Origin of the sequence: Streptomyces aureoversilis (assembly GCF_042657885.1) — a bacterium.
Lineage (GTDB): Bacteria > Actinomycetota > Actinomycetes > Streptomycetales > Streptomycetaceae > Streptomyces > Streptomyces aureoversilis.
In genome coordinates this window covers 109,341-125,285 of the sequence record NZ_JBHSKJ010000001.1, presented here as the reverse complement: position 1 = coordinate 125,285, position 15,945 = coordinate 109,341, and the positions used below count along the sequence as shown (strand labels likewise).

Below are 15,945 nucleotides of genomic sequence, written 5' to 3'. Positions count from 1 at the left end.
AGCAGCCGCTCCCGTCCACCCGAAGGCCGTGTACGCCCGGGCGGGCGCGTGCGGAGTGCTCCGTTCAGACCCGTAAAGTGATCAAATGACCCATCCCGTTGATGCTGTCGATGCCGCCGCGGTCGCCCTGGGCGAGCGCGTCTGGATCCCCCACGAGGAAGAGCTGGCCCTCGGCCGGGCCTTCCTCGCCCACCGCGACGCGGTCGAGCCGCGCCTGCTGCCGGACATGCCGCGCAGCACCGACCCGCAGGGGTGGATCACCCAGCACGTGCTGTGGCTGGAGGACGTGGCGGCCCTCGCCGAGAACGTCCGCGACCAGTGGTACGCCCACCTGCCGACCAGTCACATGACGGCCCTGATCTCCGCCTACGCCGAGCACGCCCGCGCCGTGGCGCCGCTCGCCGCGCACCTGCGCGAGGCGTGGGCGTCGGAGTCGCCCGCGCCGCGCACGCAGGAGCAGGTCACGTGGTGGGAGGACTGGCACCTCCCGCCCGCCCAGCGCCAGCAGCTCGACGCGCTGACCCACCGTCTGATCGTCATCGGCTCGGTGGTCGTCGCGGCGGTCACGGGGGCTTGGAACGAGGCTCCTGCCGAGGGCGTCTGACGGCAGGCGGGGCGGGGGTCCGGTGCCCGGTGCCTGGTCCGTCCCGGCGCCGCGGCACCGCAGCCGCCGCCCCGCGGCCTGGATCCGGCGCGCTCACAGGCTGCCTGCTCCGCCCGGGGCGAGGGGGCCATTCTCCAGTTGCCCGACCCATCGCGACCCATGACGCACTGATGGCCTCGCCCCGTACTCCGGCAGTGTCGAGCTGTTCGGAGAGGGGCGAGACCGTGCCATCCGCTGCGTCGGGAACGGGCGGCTCCGAACTCCCGGGCTCCGCACCGTCCCGCGCATCGCGGAAGCCCGTGAGATCGTCAGCGCACGCGGTGGCAGGCCCGGCTGCCCCAGCGGACGACGTGTTTGAGGGGGATCGACAGAAGCCAGGTCACCAGTCCTGCCCGGGGGGAGACGGCGAAGGCCAGCACCACGGACGCCGCGCAGATCACCACGACCGCGCCGAGCTCGATGGCGGTGGTCCAGCCGACGTGGTCGGCGACCGGCCGGGCCCGGAGGCGCGGGCGTCGCCAGAGGGTGAGGAACAGCGCCAGGTGCAGCAGGCTGATCAGGGCGATGGTGGCGGCGTAGGTGGCCACGGCCTCCGGCTCCGCACCGCCGTACTCGGACAGCAAGGCGGTGGGGAACGGCAGCAGCGCCACCGCGCCGAGGCCGGCCAGTGTCAGGCGCACCACCAGGATGTCGGCCCGCCGCACGTGGTTGAGGATCTGCCGCTGATCGCGCCAGAGGGCGGCCAGGACGGCGAAGCTCAGCGCGTAGGCACCGAGCTTGGGCCACACCTGGTGCATCTCGTGCTCAAAACCCGCCCTGCTCAGCCCGCCGGGGACGGAGACGTCCAGCACCAGCAGCGTCATCGCGATCGCGTAGATCCCGTCCGACAGAGCGGCCAGCCGATCCGGGCTCTCCACCCCCGGCCCCTCGCCGGCGTCCGCCGTACCGTCCGCACCGCTCACCGCCATGCCCGTCACGGTAGGAGACGAGCACCCTGGGCGCCCCGCGGCCACGCACCGCCGTCACCCGATCTCAGCAGTGGCCCCCTCGGGCCCCCCGTCCGGGGATGGCATCGGGGTACGTTCAAGAATCAGGGTTCCCCCCCCCCGCCGCGGATACGGCCGGTGTTCGATGGCGGAGGCAAAGTTCCTTGACGTAGCGTCATGAGATGTCCGAACTCATCGACCTGTCCGAGCTCAGCGTCCGGTACGGCGGAGCCCCCGGGCTCCATGGCCATCTCGCGCGGCCCCCGGGGGAGGAACCCCGGCCGGGCGTGGTCGTCCTCTTCGAGGCGGCGGGCGCCGATGCGGTCAACCGCCGGCTCAACGAACGGATGGCCGAGGCGGGTTACCTGGCGCTGATGCCCGATCTCTACCGCGGCCGGTCCCCCTACCGCTGCCTGGTTCCGGCGATGCGGTCGCTGATGTCCGGCCACGGCCCGGTGTACGGGGACATCGAGGCCGCCCGGCAGCGGCTGCTGGCCGACCCCGGCTGTACGGGCAAGGTCGGGGTCATCGGGTTCTGCATGGGCGGCGGCTTCGCACTCGTCCTGGCGGGCCGGGGCGGTTACGACGCGGCCTCGGCCAACTACGGGCGGCCGCCGGACGACTTGGAGGCGGCGATGCGGGGCGCGTGCCCGGTGATCGCCAGCTACGGCGCGAAGGACCGGGCCTTCCGGGGCCACGCGGACCCGCTCCGGGAGGCGCTGGAGCGTGCGGGCGTCCCCCACGACGTCAAGGTCTACCCGGATGCCGGGCACTCGTTCTTCAACCACGCCGACAACGTGCCGCTCCTGATGCGGCCGGTGATGCGCGCGGTCATGGGCATCGGCCCGGAGCCGGCGTCGGCCGCGGACGGCTGGCGGCGCATCGAGGCGTTCTTCGCCGAGCACCTGGCCGCGGACTGACCCGGGGCCGACCGGCGGCGGACCGGCGGGCGGCCGGGGGCGGGGCCCGCCCGGGCCCGGCCAGGGCGCGCTCCTGGCCGGGCCGGACCTACGGCTTCGTGCAGCGAGGGTCCAGCGTGGTTCAGTGCCCGGCGCCTGCTGCCTTCCCGAGGGTCCCCGACGTGTTGCAGGCGATGTCGGTGCCGACCGAGTTGACGCCGTCCTTCTTGGCCTGACCGCCCTGGTACTCGTAGTACAGGTAGGTGTAGAACTCGATGCGGCGGCTCGGGCCGCAGGCCGAGTCCGCGGCGACGTTGTAGGTCAGGGTCACGGTGCGGCTGGCGCCGGGGAGGATCGGCACGGCGTAGTTCATCGAGCCGCTCTGCTTGCCCGTGACGTTGCAGCTGGTCACGTCGCCGGTGCAGGAGGCGAACGCGTACTTCAGCGCGGGGTCCTGCGACGTGCTCCACGTCGGCTGTATGGACTGGTACACGAACTGCGTGTTCGTGGACTGGTCGTTGGTGAACTTGAGCGTGATGCTCACCGTGGACCCGGGCGTCGCGGACGCCTTGTCGACGGTGACGGTCATCGGAGGGGTGTCGGCGGCGGAGGCCGGCTGGGCCATGCCCAGCAGGGCGACGACAGAGGCGAGAGTGGCGGACAGCCCGAGGCGTCCGAACAGTGATCTGCGCATGGCCCGGGAGAGTAGACAGGCACGTCACGTCCTGACTGCACCGCAGGTGCAGGACCGGCCACCCACGAGAAGGCCGCTGAGGCCTCCGGAGCAGGTGTGGGCTGGGAGTCATCGGTTCCGCAGGTGCAGGAGTTGGCCTGGAAGTGCTGTCGGGACGGGTGTGACGGGGCGTTCGAATGGCCGGCCTGCCGCACCGGAGGGCCCTCTATCGGCCAGACCGGCTTTGCCGGGGGCACGCGCCCCGGGCACGGCCTGCGAGGGCCCCGCGGGGAGCCCGTGATCCAGCACCTACGATGCTGAATCATGGAACTCAGACACCTCGAACACTTCGTCGCCGTCGCCGAGGAGCAGCACTTCACGCACGCGGCGGAACGGCTGCGGGTGGCGCAGTCGGGGGTGTCCGCCTCGGTGCGGGCCCTGGAACGGGAGCTGGGCGCCGAGCTGTTCCTGCGCACGACGCGGCGCGTGGGACTGACGGACGCCGGGCGGGCGCTGCTGGTGGAGGCGCGGCGGACGCTGGCGTGCGCGGCGGCGGCCCGGGAGGCCGTCGCCGCGGTGCAGGGGCTGATGGGCGGCACGCTCTCGGTGGGGACCGAGCAGTGCATGGGCACGGTGGACGCGGCCGCGCTGCTGGCCTCCTTCCACGCGCTGCACCCGCAGGTGGAGGTGCACATGGAGCAGGCGGGCTCGGGCCGGCTGCTGGAGCAGGTGCGGCGCGGCGAGCTCGACGTGGCGTTCGTCGTGCACGACGGCTTCCACGAGGGGGTGCGGCTGCGGCCGGTCGCGGAGGAGCCGCTGATGCTGCTGTGCCGGGCGGACCACCCGCTGGCCGGCCTCAGCGGGCCGGTGCCCCTGGCGCGGCTGGCCGGGGAGGTGTTCGTGGACCTCCACCCGGACTGGGGCGCCCGCCGGGCCGCGGACCTCGCGTTCGCCGACGCGGGCGTGGCCCGGAAGGTCGCGCTGCAGGTCAACGACGTCTATACGCTGCTCGACCTCGTCTCGCGCGGCCTGGGCGCGGCGGTCGTGCCGCGTCCGGTGACGGTCAAGGAGCAGGCGCGCGGGCTCAGTGCGGTGCCGCTGGAGGGGCCGACGCTGTGGAAGGTGGCCGTGGCCGTGCCGGCGGCGGGCAAGCCGACCGCGGCCGCCCGAGCGCTGCTGGCCATGACTGATCAGGGAACTGCCGACTGATCAGGAGAACTGCTGAATGTGATCGGTCGGGGATGTTGGACACCGTCCGGATTCCCGCGCAGAGTGGGGGGCGGTCCGACCACAAGATCCGACCACCGAGAAAGGCAGCACCCCCATGGCGCAAGAAGTACGCGGTGTCATCGCACGAGGCAAGGGCGATCCCGTGCGGGTCGAGACGATCCTCGTCCCGGACCCGGGACCGGGCGAGGCCGTCGTGAAGATCCAGGCGTGCGGGGTGTGCCACACCGACCTGCACTACCGGGAAGGCGGGATCAACGACGAATTCCCGTTCCTCCTCGGCCACGAGGCCGCCGGTGTGGTCGAGTCGGTCGGTGACGGAGTGACCGAAGTGGCGCCGGGCGACTTCGTGATCCTCAACTGGCGTGCGGTCTGCGGCCAGTGCCGGGCGTGTCTGCGCGGCCGCCCCTGGTACTGCTTCAACACGCACAACGCGAAGCAGAAGATGACGCTGACGGACGGCACGGAGCTCTCCCCCGCGCTGGGCATCGGGGCGTTCGCGGAGAAGACGCTGGTGGCCGCCGGGCAGTGCACCAAGGTCGACCCCGCCGCGGCGCCCGCGGCCGCCGGCCTGCTGGGCTGCGGCGTGATGGCCGGCCTGGGCGCGGCGATCAACACCGGTCAGGTGGGCCGGGGCGACTCGGTCGCGGTCATCGGCTGCGGCGGCGTGGGCAACGCCGCGGTCGCCGGGGCCCGGCTGGCCGGCGCCGCGAAGATCATCGCGGTGGACCTCTCCGACGCCAAGCTGGAGCAGGCCAAGGCCCTGGGCGCCACGCACACCGTCAACTCCTCCTCCACGGACGCCGTCGAGGCGATCCGCTCGCTGACCGGAGGCAACGGCGCCGACGTCGTCATCGACGCGGTCGGCCGCCCGGAGACCTACCGCCAGGCCTTCTACGCGCGTGACCTGGCCGGGACCGCGGTGCTGGTGGGCGTGCCCACGCCGGAGATGAAGCTGGAGCTGCCGCTGCTGGACGTCTTCGGGCGCGGCGGCGCGCTGAAGTCCTCGTGGTACGGCGACTGCCTGCCCTCCCGTGACTTCCCCATGCTGATCGACCTCTACCTGCAGGGCCGCCTCGACCTCGACGCGTTCGTCAGCGAGACGATCGCGCTGGACGGGGTGGAGGAGGCGTTCCACCGGATGGAGAAGGGCGAGGTGCTGCGCTCGGTGGTGCTGCTGTGAGCGCGGCGGAGACGGCACCCGACGGCGGCAAGGCCCGCATCGAACACCTCGTCACCTCCGGCATGTTCGCCCTGGACGGCGGCGTCTGGGAGGTCGACAACAACGTCTGGATCGTGGGCGACGACCGGGAGGCCGTCGTCATCGACGCGGCCCACGACGCCGAGGCGATCGCAACGGCGGTCGGCGACCGCCGGCTGGTCGCGATCCTGTGCACCCACGCGCACAACGACCACATCGACGCGGCGCCGGAGCTCGCGGCGCGCACGGGCGCTCCGGTCCTGCTCCACCCGGACGACCGGATGCTGTGGGACCGGACCCACCCGGACACCGCGCCCGACGGGGACCTGACGGACGGCCAGGTGCTGTCCGTGGCGGGCGTCGAGCTGAAGGTGCTGCACACCCCCGGCCACAGCCCCGGCGGCGTCTGCCTGTACGCGCCGGCGCTGGGCACGGTCTTCACCGGCGACACCCTCTTCCACGGCGGTCCGGGCGCGACGGGCCGGTCCTTCTCGGACTTCCCCACCATCATCGACTCGATCCGCAAGCGCCTGCTGTCGCTGCCGCCGGACACGGTGGTGCGCACGGGCCACGGGGAGAGCACGACGGTCGACGGCGAGGCGCCGGCCCTGCCGGAGTGGATCGCGCGCGGGCACTGACCCGGGCCGCCTGACCGGTCTCCGGGCCGGTCCCAGGCCGGTCTGCGGGCCGGTCTCCCGGAGTAGGTCCAAAGCCCGATGACACCGTGCAGGGCGGCCGATTACGGTCTATCCCGGGCATCGGGGCGCCTTCACCATCCGGGTGGAACGCGGCCGGTGTCCGGGAGATGCCTGTGGAGGCATTGCATCGTGTCAGTCGAGTTGAATCACACCATCGTTCACTCGCGGGACAAGCGGGAGTCCGCCGCGTTCCTCGCGAACATCCTGGGCCTCGAGGTCGCGCCCGACATGGGGCCCTTCACCCCCGTGGTCACGGGCAACGGCGTCACGCTGGACTTCGCCACCAGCGACCAGCCGGAGATCGTCCCGCAGCACTACGCGTTCCTGGTCCCGGAGGAGTCCTTCGACGGCATCTTCGCCCGGATCAAGGAAGCGGGCGTGCCGTACTGGGCCGACCCGTACCGCACGCGGCCCAACGAGATCAATCACCACGACGGCGGACGGGGCGTCTACTTCCCCGACCCGTCCGGTCACTACCTCGAAGTGCTCACCCGCCCGTACGGAAGCGGCTCGTAGCACCGGGAGAACGGAAAGGGGCCCCGGGCCGGGGAACGGCCCGGGGCCCCTCCGCGTCAGCGCAGGGCGTACCCGCCGTCCGGGTAGAGCACCGAGCCCGTCATGAAGGTGTTCGTGAAGAGGAAGAGCACCGCGTCGGCGATCTCGCCCTCCGTCCCGGGCCTGTGCAGCAGGCTGTCCCTGCCGTACTGCGCGAAGCTCGCCTCGCGCACCGCGGCCGGGCGCTGCGCCCACAGGTTGCCGTCGACCGTGCCGGGCGAGACGACGTTGACGCGCACGGGCGCGAGCTCCACCGCGAGCCCGCGTCCGAGCCCCTCGATCGCCGCGTTGCAGGCGACGTAGGCGGGTGCGGCGGCCGGGGGGCGTACGCTCGCGGCGCCGGACATCAGCACGACGGAGGCGTTCTGCGTCAGCTTGGGCGCCGCGTACTTGACGGCGTGGTACTGGCCCCAGAACTTCGACACGAACGGGCTCTCGGCGTCGCTGTCACTCAACTCCAGCATGGGGCCCACCCGGTAGGAGGCGGCCGGGGTGAAGAGGTGGTCGATCCGGTCGACGCCGTCGAAGAAGCGGGCCAGCGACTCCTTGTCGGTGGTGTCCACCGCTGCCCAGCCCGCCCGGTCCCCGAGGGACTGCGCGGCCGCGGCGAGCTTGTCCTCGTTCCGCCCGCCGAGCACGACGCGCGCGCCGGCCGCGACCGCGCGCCGCGCGACCTCCAGGCCGATGCCCGACCCGCCGCCTACGATGACGACGTCACGGCCGGTGAGCGGAGCGGCGGTGGGAGGTGTCGTTGCAGGGGCGGAGGAGGGGGCGGAGGCAGAGGCGGAAGCGGGGGAATGCGAGCTGGTCATGCGGGCGCCTTCCGGTGGTCGCGGACTCTCCTGGCCCGAACCACCGCCCATGATCGTTTCATTCCCGCGCCGGGAGGCCGCGGCTGCACCGAACGGGTGCAGTGCCGGCCCCGCGCGTTTACGCGGAGGCGGAGAGGGGACCTCGTGACGGTGCCGGAGGGAACCAGTGAAGGCGAGGCACCGTGGCCGCACCGCAGACCACCTCCCCCGTGACCCTGCACGTCAACGGCGTCGCGCACCACAGGGAATTCGACCACCGGACGACCGTGCTCGACGCCCTGCGCGAGCACCTGGGGCTCACCGGGGCCAAGAAGGGGTGCGACCACGCGCAGTGCGGGGCGTGCACGGTGCTCGTCGACGGACGGCGGGCGAACAGCTGCCTGCTGCTGGCCGTCGCCCACGACGGCGCGGAGATCACCACCGTGGAGGGGCTGGCCGAAGGGGACGCACTGCATCCCCTCCAGGAGGCGTTCCTCGAACACGACGGCTTCCAGTGCGGCTACTGCACGCCGGGGCAGCTCTGCTCCGCGGTGGGGATGATCGCCGAGGCGGGCGAGGGTGCACCCTCCCACGTGACGCCCCTGGCGGCGGCACCGCCCGGAGCGCCCGTCCCCTTGTCCCCCGACGAGATCCGCGAGCGGATGAGCGGCAATCTGTGCCGCTGCGGCGCGTACGTGAACATCGTCGCCGCGATCGGGGACGTGGCGCGGTGAAGGCCTTCGCCTATACGCGCGCCGACGACGTGGACGGGGCGATCGCCGCCCTCGCGGCCTCCCCCGGCGCCGCGTTCCTCGGAGGCGGCACCAACCTGGTCGACCTGATGAAGCTGGGCGTCGCCACCCCGGGGCTGCTGGTGGACGTCAGCCGCCTGCCGCTCACGGAGACCGAGGAGACGCCGGGCGGCGGGCTGCGCATCGGGGCCAACGTCCGCAACAGCGACCTCGCCGCCCACCCGGCCGTGCGGACGCGCTACCCCGCGCTGTCCCAGGCGGTGCTGGCGGGCGCATCCGGGCAGATCCGCAACACGGCCACCACGGGCGGCAACCTCCTCCAGCGCACCCGCTGCCTGTACTTCCAGGACGTGGGCAAGCCGTGCAACAAGCGGGTGCCGGGGAGCGGCTGCCCGGCCCGCGAGGGGGTGCACCGCGATCTCGCGGTCCTGGGCCACTCGCCGCAGTGCGTCGCCACGCACCCCTCGGACATGGCCGTGGCCCTGGCGGCGCTCGACGCGGTCGTCCACCTGCGCGGGCCCGGCGGCGAACGCGCCGTCCCGCTCCGCGACTTCCACCGGCTGCCCGGGGACGATCCCTCGCGCGACACGGTCATCGGGCCGGCCGAACTCGTCGTCGCGGTGGAGCTGCCGGCGCCGCCGCCCGGCCGGTCCGCCTACCGCAAGGCGCGCGACCGCGCGTCGTACGCCTTCGCGCTCGCCTCCGTAGCCGCGTCCCTCGACGTCCGCGCGGGCCGGGTGGAGGACGTGCGCCTGGCCTTCGGCGGCCTGGCCCACAAGCCCTGGCGGGCGCGCGTCGCGGAGGACGCGCTGCGCGGCGCCCCGGCCACCGAGGAGTCCTTCGCGGAGGCCGCCGAGGCCGAGCTGGCAGCCGCCGAGCCGCTGCGCGACAACGCCTTCAAGGTGCGGCTGGCCCGCAACCTGGCCGTGCGGGTGCTCGCCGGGCTCGCCGCGCCGGGCGGGGAAGGGACCGTCTCATGAGCGGCGTCCCCGGCCCCGTCCGTCTCGAAGGCCGCGAGAAGGTCACCGGGTCCGCCCGCTACGCCGCCGAGCACACCCCGCCCGGCACCGCGTACGCCTGGCCCGTGCCCGCCGCGGTCCCCCTCGGCCGGGTCCTGTCGGTCGACGCCGCGGAGGCCATGGCCGAGCCCGGCGCCCTGGCCGTGCTCACGCACGAGAACGCCCCGCGCCTGAAGGACGTGGACGACCGCACCCTGCTCGTGCTCCAGAACGACCGGGTGCCGCACCGCGGCTGGTACGTGGCGCTGACGGTCGCCGAGACCCCGGAGGCGGCGCGCGCCATGGCCGCCGCGGTGCGGGTCGCGTACGCGACCGAGGAGCACGACGCCGTGCTGACCCCGGACCATCCGCGCCTGTTCGTCCCCGAGGTGGTCAACGCGGGCCTCCCGGCCTGCCGCGAGCGCGGTGACTTCGACGGCGCCTACGAGCGCGCCCCCGTCCGCATCGACGCCACGTACACGCTGCCGGGCCTGCACAACCACCCGATGGAGCCGCACGCCTCGACCGCGCGCTGGGAGGACGGCCGGCTCTTCGCCCACGACTCCTGCCAGGGCACGACGGCCGTCCGGGAGACCCTGGCCGCCCTGTTCGGCATGGACGAGGAGCGGATCACGGTCGTCGCCGAGCACGTGGGCGGCGGCTTCGGCTGCAAGGGCACGCCGCGCCCGCAGATCGTCCTCGCCGCGATGGCCGCCCGGCACACGGGCAGGCCCGTGAAGGCCGTGCTGCCGCGCGCGCAGCTCGCGGCCGTGGTCGGCCACCGGCCGCCGCTCGTCCAGCGCCTGCGGCTCGGCGCGGGCGAGGACGGGGTGATCACTGCGCTCGCGCACGAGGTCACCACCCACACGTCCACCGTCCGCGAGTTCGTGGAGCAGGCGGCGGCCCCTTCGCGCGTGATGTACGTGTCCCCCAACAGCCGCACCACGCACCGGGTCGCCGCGCTGGACGTCCCGAGCCCGTCGTGGATGCGGGCGCCGGGCGAGGCCTCGGGGATGTTCGCGCTGGAGTGCGCGATGGACGAACTCGCCGGCGCCGCCGGGGTGGACCCGGTCGAACTGAGGGTCCGCAACGACACCGCGACCGAGCCGGACAGCGGAAAGCCGTACAGCAGCCGGCACCTGGTGGAGTGCCTGCGCGAGGGGGCCCGCCGCTTCGGGTGGGACGCCCGCGACCCGCGGCCCCGCTCGCGCACCGAGGGCCGCCTGCTGATCGGCTCGGGGGTGGCGTCGTCCCTCTACCCCGTCTTCCTCATGCCCTCCACGGCGCAGGTGCAGGTCACCGGGGCGGGGCGCTACCTGGTGCGGGTCAACGCCACCGACATCGGCACGGGGGCGCGGACCGTCCTGGCGCAGATCGCGGCCGAGGCGCTGGGCGTCGCGCCGGACGTGGTCGCCGTCGAGATCGGCAGCACGGAGCTGCCGGCGGCCTCGCTCGCCGGGGGCTCCGCCGGCACCGCCTCGTGGGGATGGGCCGTGCACAAGGCCTGCCGCGCGCTCAACGGGATGATCGACGAGCGCGGGGGCACGCTGCCGCCGGACGGCCTGACCGCCACGGCCGACACCAAGGACGACATCGCCTCCGACCCGCCGCACGCGAAGGCCGCCTTCGGCGCGCAGTTCGCGGAGGTGGCGGTCGACACCGACACCGGGGAGGTGCGCGTCCGCCGGCTGCTGGGCGTCTTCGCCGCCGGGCGCATCCTCAACGCCCGCACCGGGCGCAGCCAGTTCATCGGGGCCATGACGATGGGGGTGGGCATGGCCCTCATGGAGGGCAGCACGATGGACGCCCGCTTCGGCGACTTCGCGGAGCGGGACTTCGCCTCGTACCACGTGCCGACGTGCGCGGACGCCCGCGGCGTCGAGGCCCACTGGATCGACGAGCACGACCCGTGGCTCAACCCCATGGGGAGCAAGGGCATCGGGGAGATCGGCATCGTCGGCACCGCCGCGGCGATCGCGAACGCCGTGCACCACGCGACGGGGGTGCGAGTCCGCGACCTTCCCGTGCTGCCGGAGAAGGTCCTGGCCGGCCTGGAACAGGGCCCGCCGGCCGGTTAGCCCGGCGGCCGCCCGGACCGCCGGGAAGTCCGTGCGAGTCCGGCGACGACCGCCTGTGCGGCCGGGACCCAGCGCCTGCGGTGCCGTGCCACCTGGACGGGCACGTCGGGGAACGGGGGCCCGGCCGGCGCGGCCCGGCGGACGCGCGGGTGCGGGTGACGGGGCAGGCGGTGCCGGTGGCCGGCTGAGGACGGGGGCGCGGGCGGCCCCGGCCGTCACTTGTCGGCGTGGCCGCCGAGGTAGAACAGCAGCCAGATGAAACCGGCGAAGAGGTGGGTGACGAAAACGTAGACCAGGACCCGGAAGGCGACTTGCCGCTCCGCCCGCTTCTCGCTCATGACGGGCCTCCTTCTGGTGTGACCGATCGCCGCCGTACCGGCGCGAGTCTACTCCTCGGACGCGGCCATCGCTTCACGGAGGGTGATCGGGGCGTACGGCACGCGGGAGCGCGGAGCGCCTCAGGGGGCGAGGTCGCGGCGGGCGACGAGGCCGAACGCCAGGAGGACGCCCGCGGCGCCGACGCCGGCGAGGACGCCGAACTGTCCCCAGGGCACGGTGCCGTGGGCCAGGGCGTCGCCCGGCGTGTAGTAGTGGAAGGGGCTGACGAAGCGCAGCGGCGCGGCCTTCGACCAGGCCATGGCGACGAAGTTGACCGCGAAGCCGACCGCGCCGAGGGCGATCGTCACCCCCATGACGCGCGTCCTGCTCCGGCCCGCCGCCGAGACGGCCAGGGCGGGGCCCGTCAGGCACAGGGCGAAGCCGAAGCCCAGCAGCCCGGCCGCGTAGACGCCGCTCTGGGGGACGGCGTCGCTCAGGTCGGGCAGGAGCGCCACGCCGGCGGACACGGCGAGGGTCGCTGCCGCGTTGAGCAGCAGCGAGACGAGGACGAGCGCGGCGGTCCGCTCGGCCAGCAGCCGCGCCCGCGAGACGGGGCGGACCATCAGCAGCTCGATGGTGCCCGCCTCCACGTCCGCGGCGACCGCGGCGGCGGCCAGCGAGCCGACGGCGGTCAGCTGCATGGCGATCCAGAAGGGGTGGGTGAGCCCGGCGCCCAGCAGGCCGGGGTAGCTCGCGATCGACACGTCGCCGTTCGATCCGCTGAACGCCTTGAAGGCGTCCGGGAGCTTCCGCCCGCTCGCGCCGAAGATCTGATCCGGCGTGACGGTCGTCGTGATCACCACGATGAGGGTCTCGAAGGCGGCGATGCCCACGGCCAGGGCGGTGATCATCCGGCGGCGGCGGTGCAGGGCCAGCCGCAGCAGGGGGAAGCCGCCGGTCATGGGGGCTTCCCCTGACCCGGATCGCCCCGGACGTCCCGCCCGTCGCGGTCGTCCCGGCCGCCGCCGTGGTTCCGGTAGAGGTCGAGGAACGCCTCGTCCAGCCCGGCCTCCTCGACCGTGAGGTCGCGCACCGGCAGCGCCAGCAGCTCCCGCAGGACGGCGACCGTCCGGTCCGGCGGGATCATCAGCACGGCCTGGTCGCCGTGCCAGTCGGGCGACCAGCGGTCGGCGGCGCCGAGCGGCCGCCGGCCGAGGCCGTCGGCGAAGGCCAGGCGCACCTTGCGGGCCCGGGCCTCGCGCAGGGCGGCGACCGCCCCGACGGTCACCAGCCGGCCGGCCCGGACGATGGCCACCCGCTCGCACGTCCGCTGGACCTCCGGCAGCACGTGGCTGGAGAGCAGTACGGTGCGCCCGGCCGCGCGGACCTCCGCCAGCAGGGCGTAGAAGGTCTCCTGGACGAGGGGGTCGAGCCCTTCGGTGGGCTCGTCGAGGATCACCAGCTCGGGCTCGTGCTGCAGGGCCTGGACCAGGCCCAGCTTCTGCTTCATGCCGCGCGAGTAGGCGCGCACGGGGCGGTCCAGGTCCGGGCCGGAGAGGCCCAGGCGCGCGCAGAGCTCGTCCTGGAGGCGGGCGGGGGCACCCTGCAGCGCCGCCAGCAGCCGCAGCGTCTCGCGGCCGGTGAGCTCGGGGTAGAGCCGCAGTTCCCCGGGGAGGTAGCCGAGGAACGGGGCGAGCCTCAGATGGTCGGCGAAGGGGTCGCGGCCGAGCACCCGGACCCGGCCCTCGGTGGGGCGCAGCAGCCCCACGAGGCAGCGCATCGTGGTGGTCTTGCCCGCCCCGTTGGGCCCGAGGAAGCCGAAGACCTCGCCCTCGCCGACGCCGATGTCGAGTCCCTCGACGCCGGTCGTGCGGCCGTAGCGCTTGGTCAGCGAGACGATGTCGATGACGTTGCGCGTGCGCTCAGCCAAGGCCGCCTCCCGGACGGTCGCCGGCGGGTCTCCCTCCTTCCCAGCTTCGGTCAGCCGGTGCCGGGCCGCCACGGCTCCGGAAGAGCCGGCGGGCCGTGGCCGGAGGCCGGGCCGCCGGGCGCGGGGTGCTGACGGCCCGGCCCCGTGCCGGACGGCGGCGCATGGGCGAAGCTGGAAGGAGACCGGAGGGAGACCGGGGGAGAGGCGGGCGGAGGGGCCGAGCGCAGAGGAGCCGACGATGCCGCACACAGCCGAATGGAACGTCCACCTCGACCTGGTCGAGGAGGACGGGAGGACGAGGGCCCGCGCCACGCTCGACACCGGGGCGACGACCGTCACGGGCAGCGGGACGGCCACGTGCGCGCCGGGCGACAAGGACATCCCGGCGATCGGGGACGAGTTCGCGGCCGGCCGGGCCCTGCGCGACCTGGGCGAGCAGCTCCTGCACGCCGCGGAGCACGACGTCGCCGCGGTGGGCGCCGCCCCCGAGCCCCGGCGGTCGCCGATGTACGGGTGGCCGCTGTGAGGCCGTGAGGCGGGCCCGCCGGGGTCAGACCCCGACCGTCTCCTCCATCTCCTCCTCGGCCGCGGGCCCGGTCCCGGCGGCCGGGCGGGTCCTGCGCGCCTCGACGGCCCACGCGACGGCGGTCACGACGGCGCCCAGGAGCAGCCACAGCGCCAGCGTCGCGACGTGGCGGCCGAGCCCGGTGCTGTCGAAGTAGACGAGGCTGCGCGTGCCCTCGACGAAGCCGGCGCCGTTCCAGAAGGAGTGCAGCGCGGCGAAGAAGCCGTTCTGCAGCTCGGGCCGGTACACGCCGCCCGCGCTGGTGAAGTTGAGCATCACGAACAGCACCATCATGCCCAGCGTCGTCCAGCGCTTGAGGAAGGTGTGCAGCCCGACGCCGACGAGCAGGATGCCCGCCGAGTAGGCCCAGGCCATCCCCCACAGCCCCCACAGGCCGTGGTCGACGAGGTGGAAGACGGGCCCGGCCAGCGCGGCGCCGATCAGGCCGACCACGAACGAGGTCGCCACCGCCAGCGCGGCGCGCAGCCTCATGGGCAGGGTGCCGCCCGCGGCACCCAGCACGGCTACGGAGGCGTACGAGCCGATGCTGACCGCGACCAGCAGGAAGAAGATGCCCTGGCCGGTCGGGTCGCCCTCGGCGGGCGGCGCGACGTCCGTGACCTTCAGGGGGGCGCCGGTGCGGGCGGCGACGGGCGCGAAGACCTTCTGCACGGCCATGGCGGTGGTGTCGGACCCGGCGGAGGCGACGAGCAGTTCGGGCGCGTGCCGGTCCGGTATGTACGCGCCGGAGACGTCGCGGTGGCGGAGCGCGCGGACGGCCTCGTCGCGGTCGGCGACGGTGCGGACGGCGAGCCGGTCCCCCGCCTTGTCGGCGATCCCCCGCGCCAGGGTCCCCGCGCCCGGGCCGGACTCCACGACGGCGACGGGCAGTTCGTGGGGGGTGGGCTGCGCGAACGCGCCCAGGTAGGCGAGGCCCATTCCGATGCACATCAGCAAGGGGGTGAGCAGGTGGCTCAGTACGTGGCGCAGCGCGCCGCGGGTGGCGGGTCCCATCGTGTCCTTCCTCGGCCAAATCGGTTGGCAACAGGCTGGTAATTGGTTGGCTTATACAACTTTCCCTTTAAGTTGTACTATACAACCAGACCTCGAAAGGAAGCCCGCCGTGCCCGATCGTGACGCCTCCGTGGAGACCATCCAGCGCGAGCTGACCGCCTTCGCCCGCCGCGCCCGGGCCGCGGCGGCCCGCATGCACCCCGAGCTCTCCCTGGTCTCCTTCACCCTCCTCGCCCACCTGGAGGACCGCGGCGGCTGCCGCGCCACGGACCTGGCCGCGCACTACCTGCTGGACAAGTCCACGGTCAGCCGGCAGATCGCGGCCCTGGAGCGGCTGGGCTTCGTGGAGCGCCGGCCCGCCCCCGAGGACCAGCGCGCCCAGGTGCTGCACCTGACCCCCCGCGGCGCCGGGACCCTCGCGCAGGTCACCGCCAACCGCCGGGCGGCCTTCCGGGAGCGCCTCGCCGACTGGGACGCGGCCGACCTGGACCGCTTCGCCGGCTATCTGCTGCGCTACAACGCCTCGGCGCGACCGCTCGACTGAGGCGCCGCACCCCGGCCGGGACACCGCGCCCACTCCCCGAATCCGGGGTGGTTGGTCACTCGATGGGCTGTTTTGCCGCCATTGCGGGTGAGTCGCCCTCCCCGGAGCCGTT

18 protein-coding genes are annotated in these 15,945 nt (G+C 74.0%); 11 read left to right on the top strand and 7 right to left on the bottom strand.

What is annotated here, in order from left to right:
- Positions 1–85: 85 nt before the first annotated feature.
- Positions 86–604, top strand: a complete 519-nt coding sequence (locus ACFPP6_RS00540; RefSeq protein WP_382035611.1) for a hypothetical protein — start codon at positions 86–88, stop codon at positions 602–604.
- Positions 605–912: 308 nt separating this feature from the next.
- Here ACFPP6_RS00540 and ACFPP6_RS00535 read toward each other — a convergent pair whose 3' ends face one another.
- Positions 913–1,572 carry a TMEM175 family protein gene (locus tag ACFPP6_RS00535; RefSeq protein ID WP_382035608.1) on the bottom strand — a complete coding sequence of 220 codons (660 nt, stop codon included), beginning with the start codon at positions 1,570–1,572 and terminating at the stop codon, positions 913–915.
- A 200-nt stretch (positions 1,573–1,772) separates the two neighbouring features.
- Here ACFPP6_RS00535 and ACFPP6_RS00530 point away from each other — a divergent pair, with 200 nt between their 5' ends.
- Complete coding sequence (locus ACFPP6_RS00530; protein ID WP_382035605.1) at positions 1,773–2,510, top strand: dienelactone hydrolase family protein; 738 nt, start codon at positions 1,773–1,775, stop codon at positions 2,508–2,510.
- Positions 2,511–2,631: 121 nt separating this feature from the next.
- Here ACFPP6_RS00530 and ACFPP6_RS00525 read toward each other — a convergent pair whose 3' ends face one another.
- The gene (locus tag ACFPP6_RS00525) at positions 2,632–3,183 is read right to left on the bottom strand and encodes a cupredoxin domain-containing protein (RefSeq protein WP_168096794.1); all 552 of its coding nucleotides are present in this window, start codon (positions 3,181–3,183) and stop codon (positions 2,632–2,634) included.
- Between the two features lie 303 nt (positions 3,184–3,486).
- Between ACFPP6_RS00525 and ACFPP6_RS00520 the strand changes: the two genes are divergently transcribed.
- The 4 genes from ACFPP6_RS00520 to ACFPP6_RS00505 all read left to right on the top strand — a co-directional run bounded on the left by ACFPP6_RS00520 (position 3,487) and on the right by ACFPP6_RS00505 (position 6,804).
- Positions 3,487–4,371, top strand: a complete 885-nt coding sequence (locus ACFPP6_RS00520; protein WP_382035602.1) for a LysR family transcriptional regulator — start codon at positions 3,487–3,489, stop codon at positions 4,369–4,371.
- Between the two features lie 115 nt (positions 4,372–4,486).
- Positions 4,487–5,572 carry an S-(hydroxymethyl)mycothiol dehydrogenase gene (locus ACFPP6_RS00515; RefSeq protein WP_382035599.1) on the top strand — a complete coding sequence of 362 codons (1,086 nt, stop codon included), beginning with the start codon at positions 4,487–4,489 and terminating at the stop codon, positions 5,570–5,572.
- Between the two features lie 62 nt (positions 5,573–5,634).
- Positions 5,635–6,228 carry an MBL fold metallo-hydrolase gene (locus tag ACFPP6_RS00510; protein WP_382036757.1) on the top strand — a complete coding sequence of 198 codons (594 nt, stop codon included), beginning with the start codon at positions 5,635–5,637 and terminating at the stop codon, positions 6,226–6,228.
- Positions 6,229–6,417: 189 nt separating this feature from the next.
- Positions 6,418–6,804, top strand: coding sequence for a VOC family protein (locus ACFPP6_RS00505; protein WP_382035596.1), 387 nt, complete (start codon positions 6,418–6,420; stop codon positions 6,802–6,804).
- Between the two features lie 56 nt (positions 6,805–6,860).
- On the opposite strand, the gene ACFPP6_RS00500 is transcribed toward ACFPP6_RS00505, so the two are convergent.
- On the bottom strand, positions 6,861–7,655 hold the full coding sequence (locus ACFPP6_RS00500; RefSeq protein WP_382035593.1) for an SDR family oxidoreductase: 795 nt from the start codon (positions 7,653–7,655) through the stop codon (positions 6,861–6,863).
- Between the two features lie 182 nt (positions 7,656–7,837).
- Here ACFPP6_RS00500 and ACFPP6_RS00495 point away from each other — a divergent pair, with 182 nt between their 5' ends.
- From ACFPP6_RS00495 to ACFPP6_RS00485, 3 genes are read left to right on the top strand one after another with little or no spacing between them, the layout of a single operon-like run.
- On the top strand, positions 7,838–8,368 hold the full coding sequence (locus ACFPP6_RS00495) for a 2Fe-2S iron-sulfur cluster-binding protein (RefSeq protein ID WP_382035590.1): 531 nt from the start codon (positions 7,838–7,840) through the stop codon (positions 8,366–8,368).
- Positions 8,365–9,366: an FAD binding domain-containing protein gene (locus tag ACFPP6_RS00490; protein ID WP_382035587.1), complete on the top strand. Its 1,002-nt coding sequence runs from the start codon at positions 8,365–8,367 to the stop codon at positions 9,364–9,366. The genes ACFPP6_RS00495 and ACFPP6_RS00490 overlap by 4 nt, the downstream gene beginning before the upstream one ends.
- Positions 9,363–11,462 (top strand): xanthine dehydrogenase family protein molybdopterin-binding subunit, encoded by a 2,100-nt coding sequence (locus ACFPP6_RS00485; RefSeq protein ID WP_382035584.1) that lies wholly within the window; start codon positions 9,363–9,365, stop codon positions 11,460–11,462. The genes ACFPP6_RS00490 and ACFPP6_RS00485 overlap by 4 nt, the downstream gene beginning before the upstream one ends.
- A gap of 215 nt (positions 11,463–11,677) precedes the next feature.
- Here the strand turns inward: ACFPP6_RS00485 and ACFPP6_RS00480 are convergent, their stop codons facing one another.
- From ACFPP6_RS00480 to ACFPP6_RS00470, 3 genes are all read right to left on the bottom strand, one after another.
- Complete coding sequence (locus ACFPP6_RS00480; RefSeq protein WP_246430231.1) at positions 11,678–11,800, bottom strand: DUF6126 family protein; 123 nt, start codon at positions 11,798–11,800, stop codon at positions 11,678–11,680.
- A 120-nt stretch (positions 11,801–11,920) separates the two neighbouring features.
- The gene (locus tag ACFPP6_RS00475) at positions 11,921–12,742 is read right to left on the bottom strand and encodes an ABC transporter permease subunit (protein WP_382035581.1); all 822 of its coding nucleotides are present in this window, start codon (positions 12,740–12,742) and stop codon (positions 11,921–11,923) included.
- Positions 12,739–13,710, bottom strand: a complete 972-nt coding sequence (locus ACFPP6_RS00470) for an ABC transporter ATP-binding protein (RefSeq protein ID WP_382035578.1) — start codon at positions 13,708–13,710, stop codon at positions 12,739–12,741. Before ACFPP6_RS00470 ends, ACFPP6_RS00475 begins: the two co-directional genes overlap by 4 nt.
- A gap of 238 nt (positions 13,711–13,948) precedes the next feature.
- Between ACFPP6_RS00470 and ACFPP6_RS00465 the strand changes: the two genes are divergently transcribed.
- Positions 13,949–14,236, top strand: a complete 288-nt coding sequence (locus ACFPP6_RS00465) for a DUF1876 domain-containing protein (RefSeq protein WP_058041646.1) — start codon at positions 13,949–13,951, stop codon at positions 14,234–14,236.
- Positions 14,237–14,260: 24 nt separating this feature from the next.
- Here ACFPP6_RS00465 and ACFPP6_RS00460 read toward each other — a convergent pair whose 3' ends face one another.
- Entirely contained in the window at positions 14,261–15,289 is a 1,029-nt protein-coding gene (locus ACFPP6_RS00460; RefSeq protein WP_382035575.1) for a hypothetical protein, read from the bottom strand.
- Positions 15,290–15,398: 109 nt separating this feature from the next.
- Between ACFPP6_RS00460 and ACFPP6_RS00455 the strand changes: the two genes are divergently transcribed.
- On the top strand, positions 15,399–15,833 hold the full coding sequence (locus ACFPP6_RS00455; RefSeq protein WP_382035573.1) for a MarR family winged helix-turn-helix transcriptional regulator: 435 nt from the start codon (positions 15,399–15,401) through the stop codon (positions 15,831–15,833).
- Positions 15,834–15,945 lie beyond the last annotated feature (112 nt).

Coding starts and splice junctions, on each gene's coding strand:
- ACFPP6_RS00540 (WP_382035611.1), top strand. CDS start 86: ATGACCCATCCCGTTGATGCTGTCGATGCCGCCGCGGTCGCCCTGGGC.
- ACFPP6_RS00535 (WP_382035608.1), bottom strand. CDS start 1,572: ATGGCGGTGAGCGGTGCGGACGGTACGGCGGACGCCGGCGAGGGGCCG.
- ACFPP6_RS00530 (WP_382035605.1), top strand. CDS start 1,773: ATGTCCGAACTCATCGACCTGTCCGAGCTCAGCGTCCGGTACGGCGGA.
- ACFPP6_RS00525 (WP_168096794.1), bottom strand. CDS start 3,183: ATGCGCAGATCACTGTTCGGACGCCTCGGGCTGTCCGCCACTCTCGCC.
- ACFPP6_RS00520 (WP_382035602.1), top strand. CDS start 3,487: ATGGAACTCAGACACCTCGAACACTTCGTCGCCGTCGCCGAGGAGCAG.
- ACFPP6_RS00515 (WP_382035599.1), top strand. CDS start 4,487: ATGGCGCAAGAAGTACGCGGTGTCATCGCACGAGGCAAGGGCGATCCC.
- ACFPP6_RS00510 (WP_382036757.1), top strand. CDS start 5,635: ATGTTCGCCCTGGACGGCGGCGTCTGGGAGGTCGACAACAACGTCTGG.
- ACFPP6_RS00500 (WP_382035593.1), bottom strand. CDS start 7,655: ATGACCAGCTCGCATTCCCCCGCTTCCGCCTCTGCCTCCGCCCCCTCC.
- ACFPP6_RS00485 (WP_382035584.1), top strand. CDS start 9,363: ATGAGCGGCGTCCCCGGCCCCGTCCGTCTCGAAGGCCGCGAGAAGGTC.
- ACFPP6_RS00480 (WP_246430231.1), bottom strand. CDS start 11,800: ATGAGCGAGAAGCGGGCGGAGCGGCAAGTCGCCTTCCGGGTCCTGGTC.
- ACFPP6_RS00475 (WP_382035581.1), bottom strand. CDS start 12,742: ATGACCGGCGGCTTCCCCCTGCTGCGGCTGGCCCTGCACCGCCGCCGC.
- ACFPP6_RS00465 (WP_058041646.1), top strand. CDS start 13,949: ATGCCGCACACAGCCGAATGGAACGTCCACCTCGACCTGGTCGAGGAG.
- ACFPP6_RS00460 (WP_382035575.1), bottom strand. CDS start 15,289: ATGGGACCCGCCACCCGCGGCGCGCTGCGCCACGTACTGAGCCACCTG.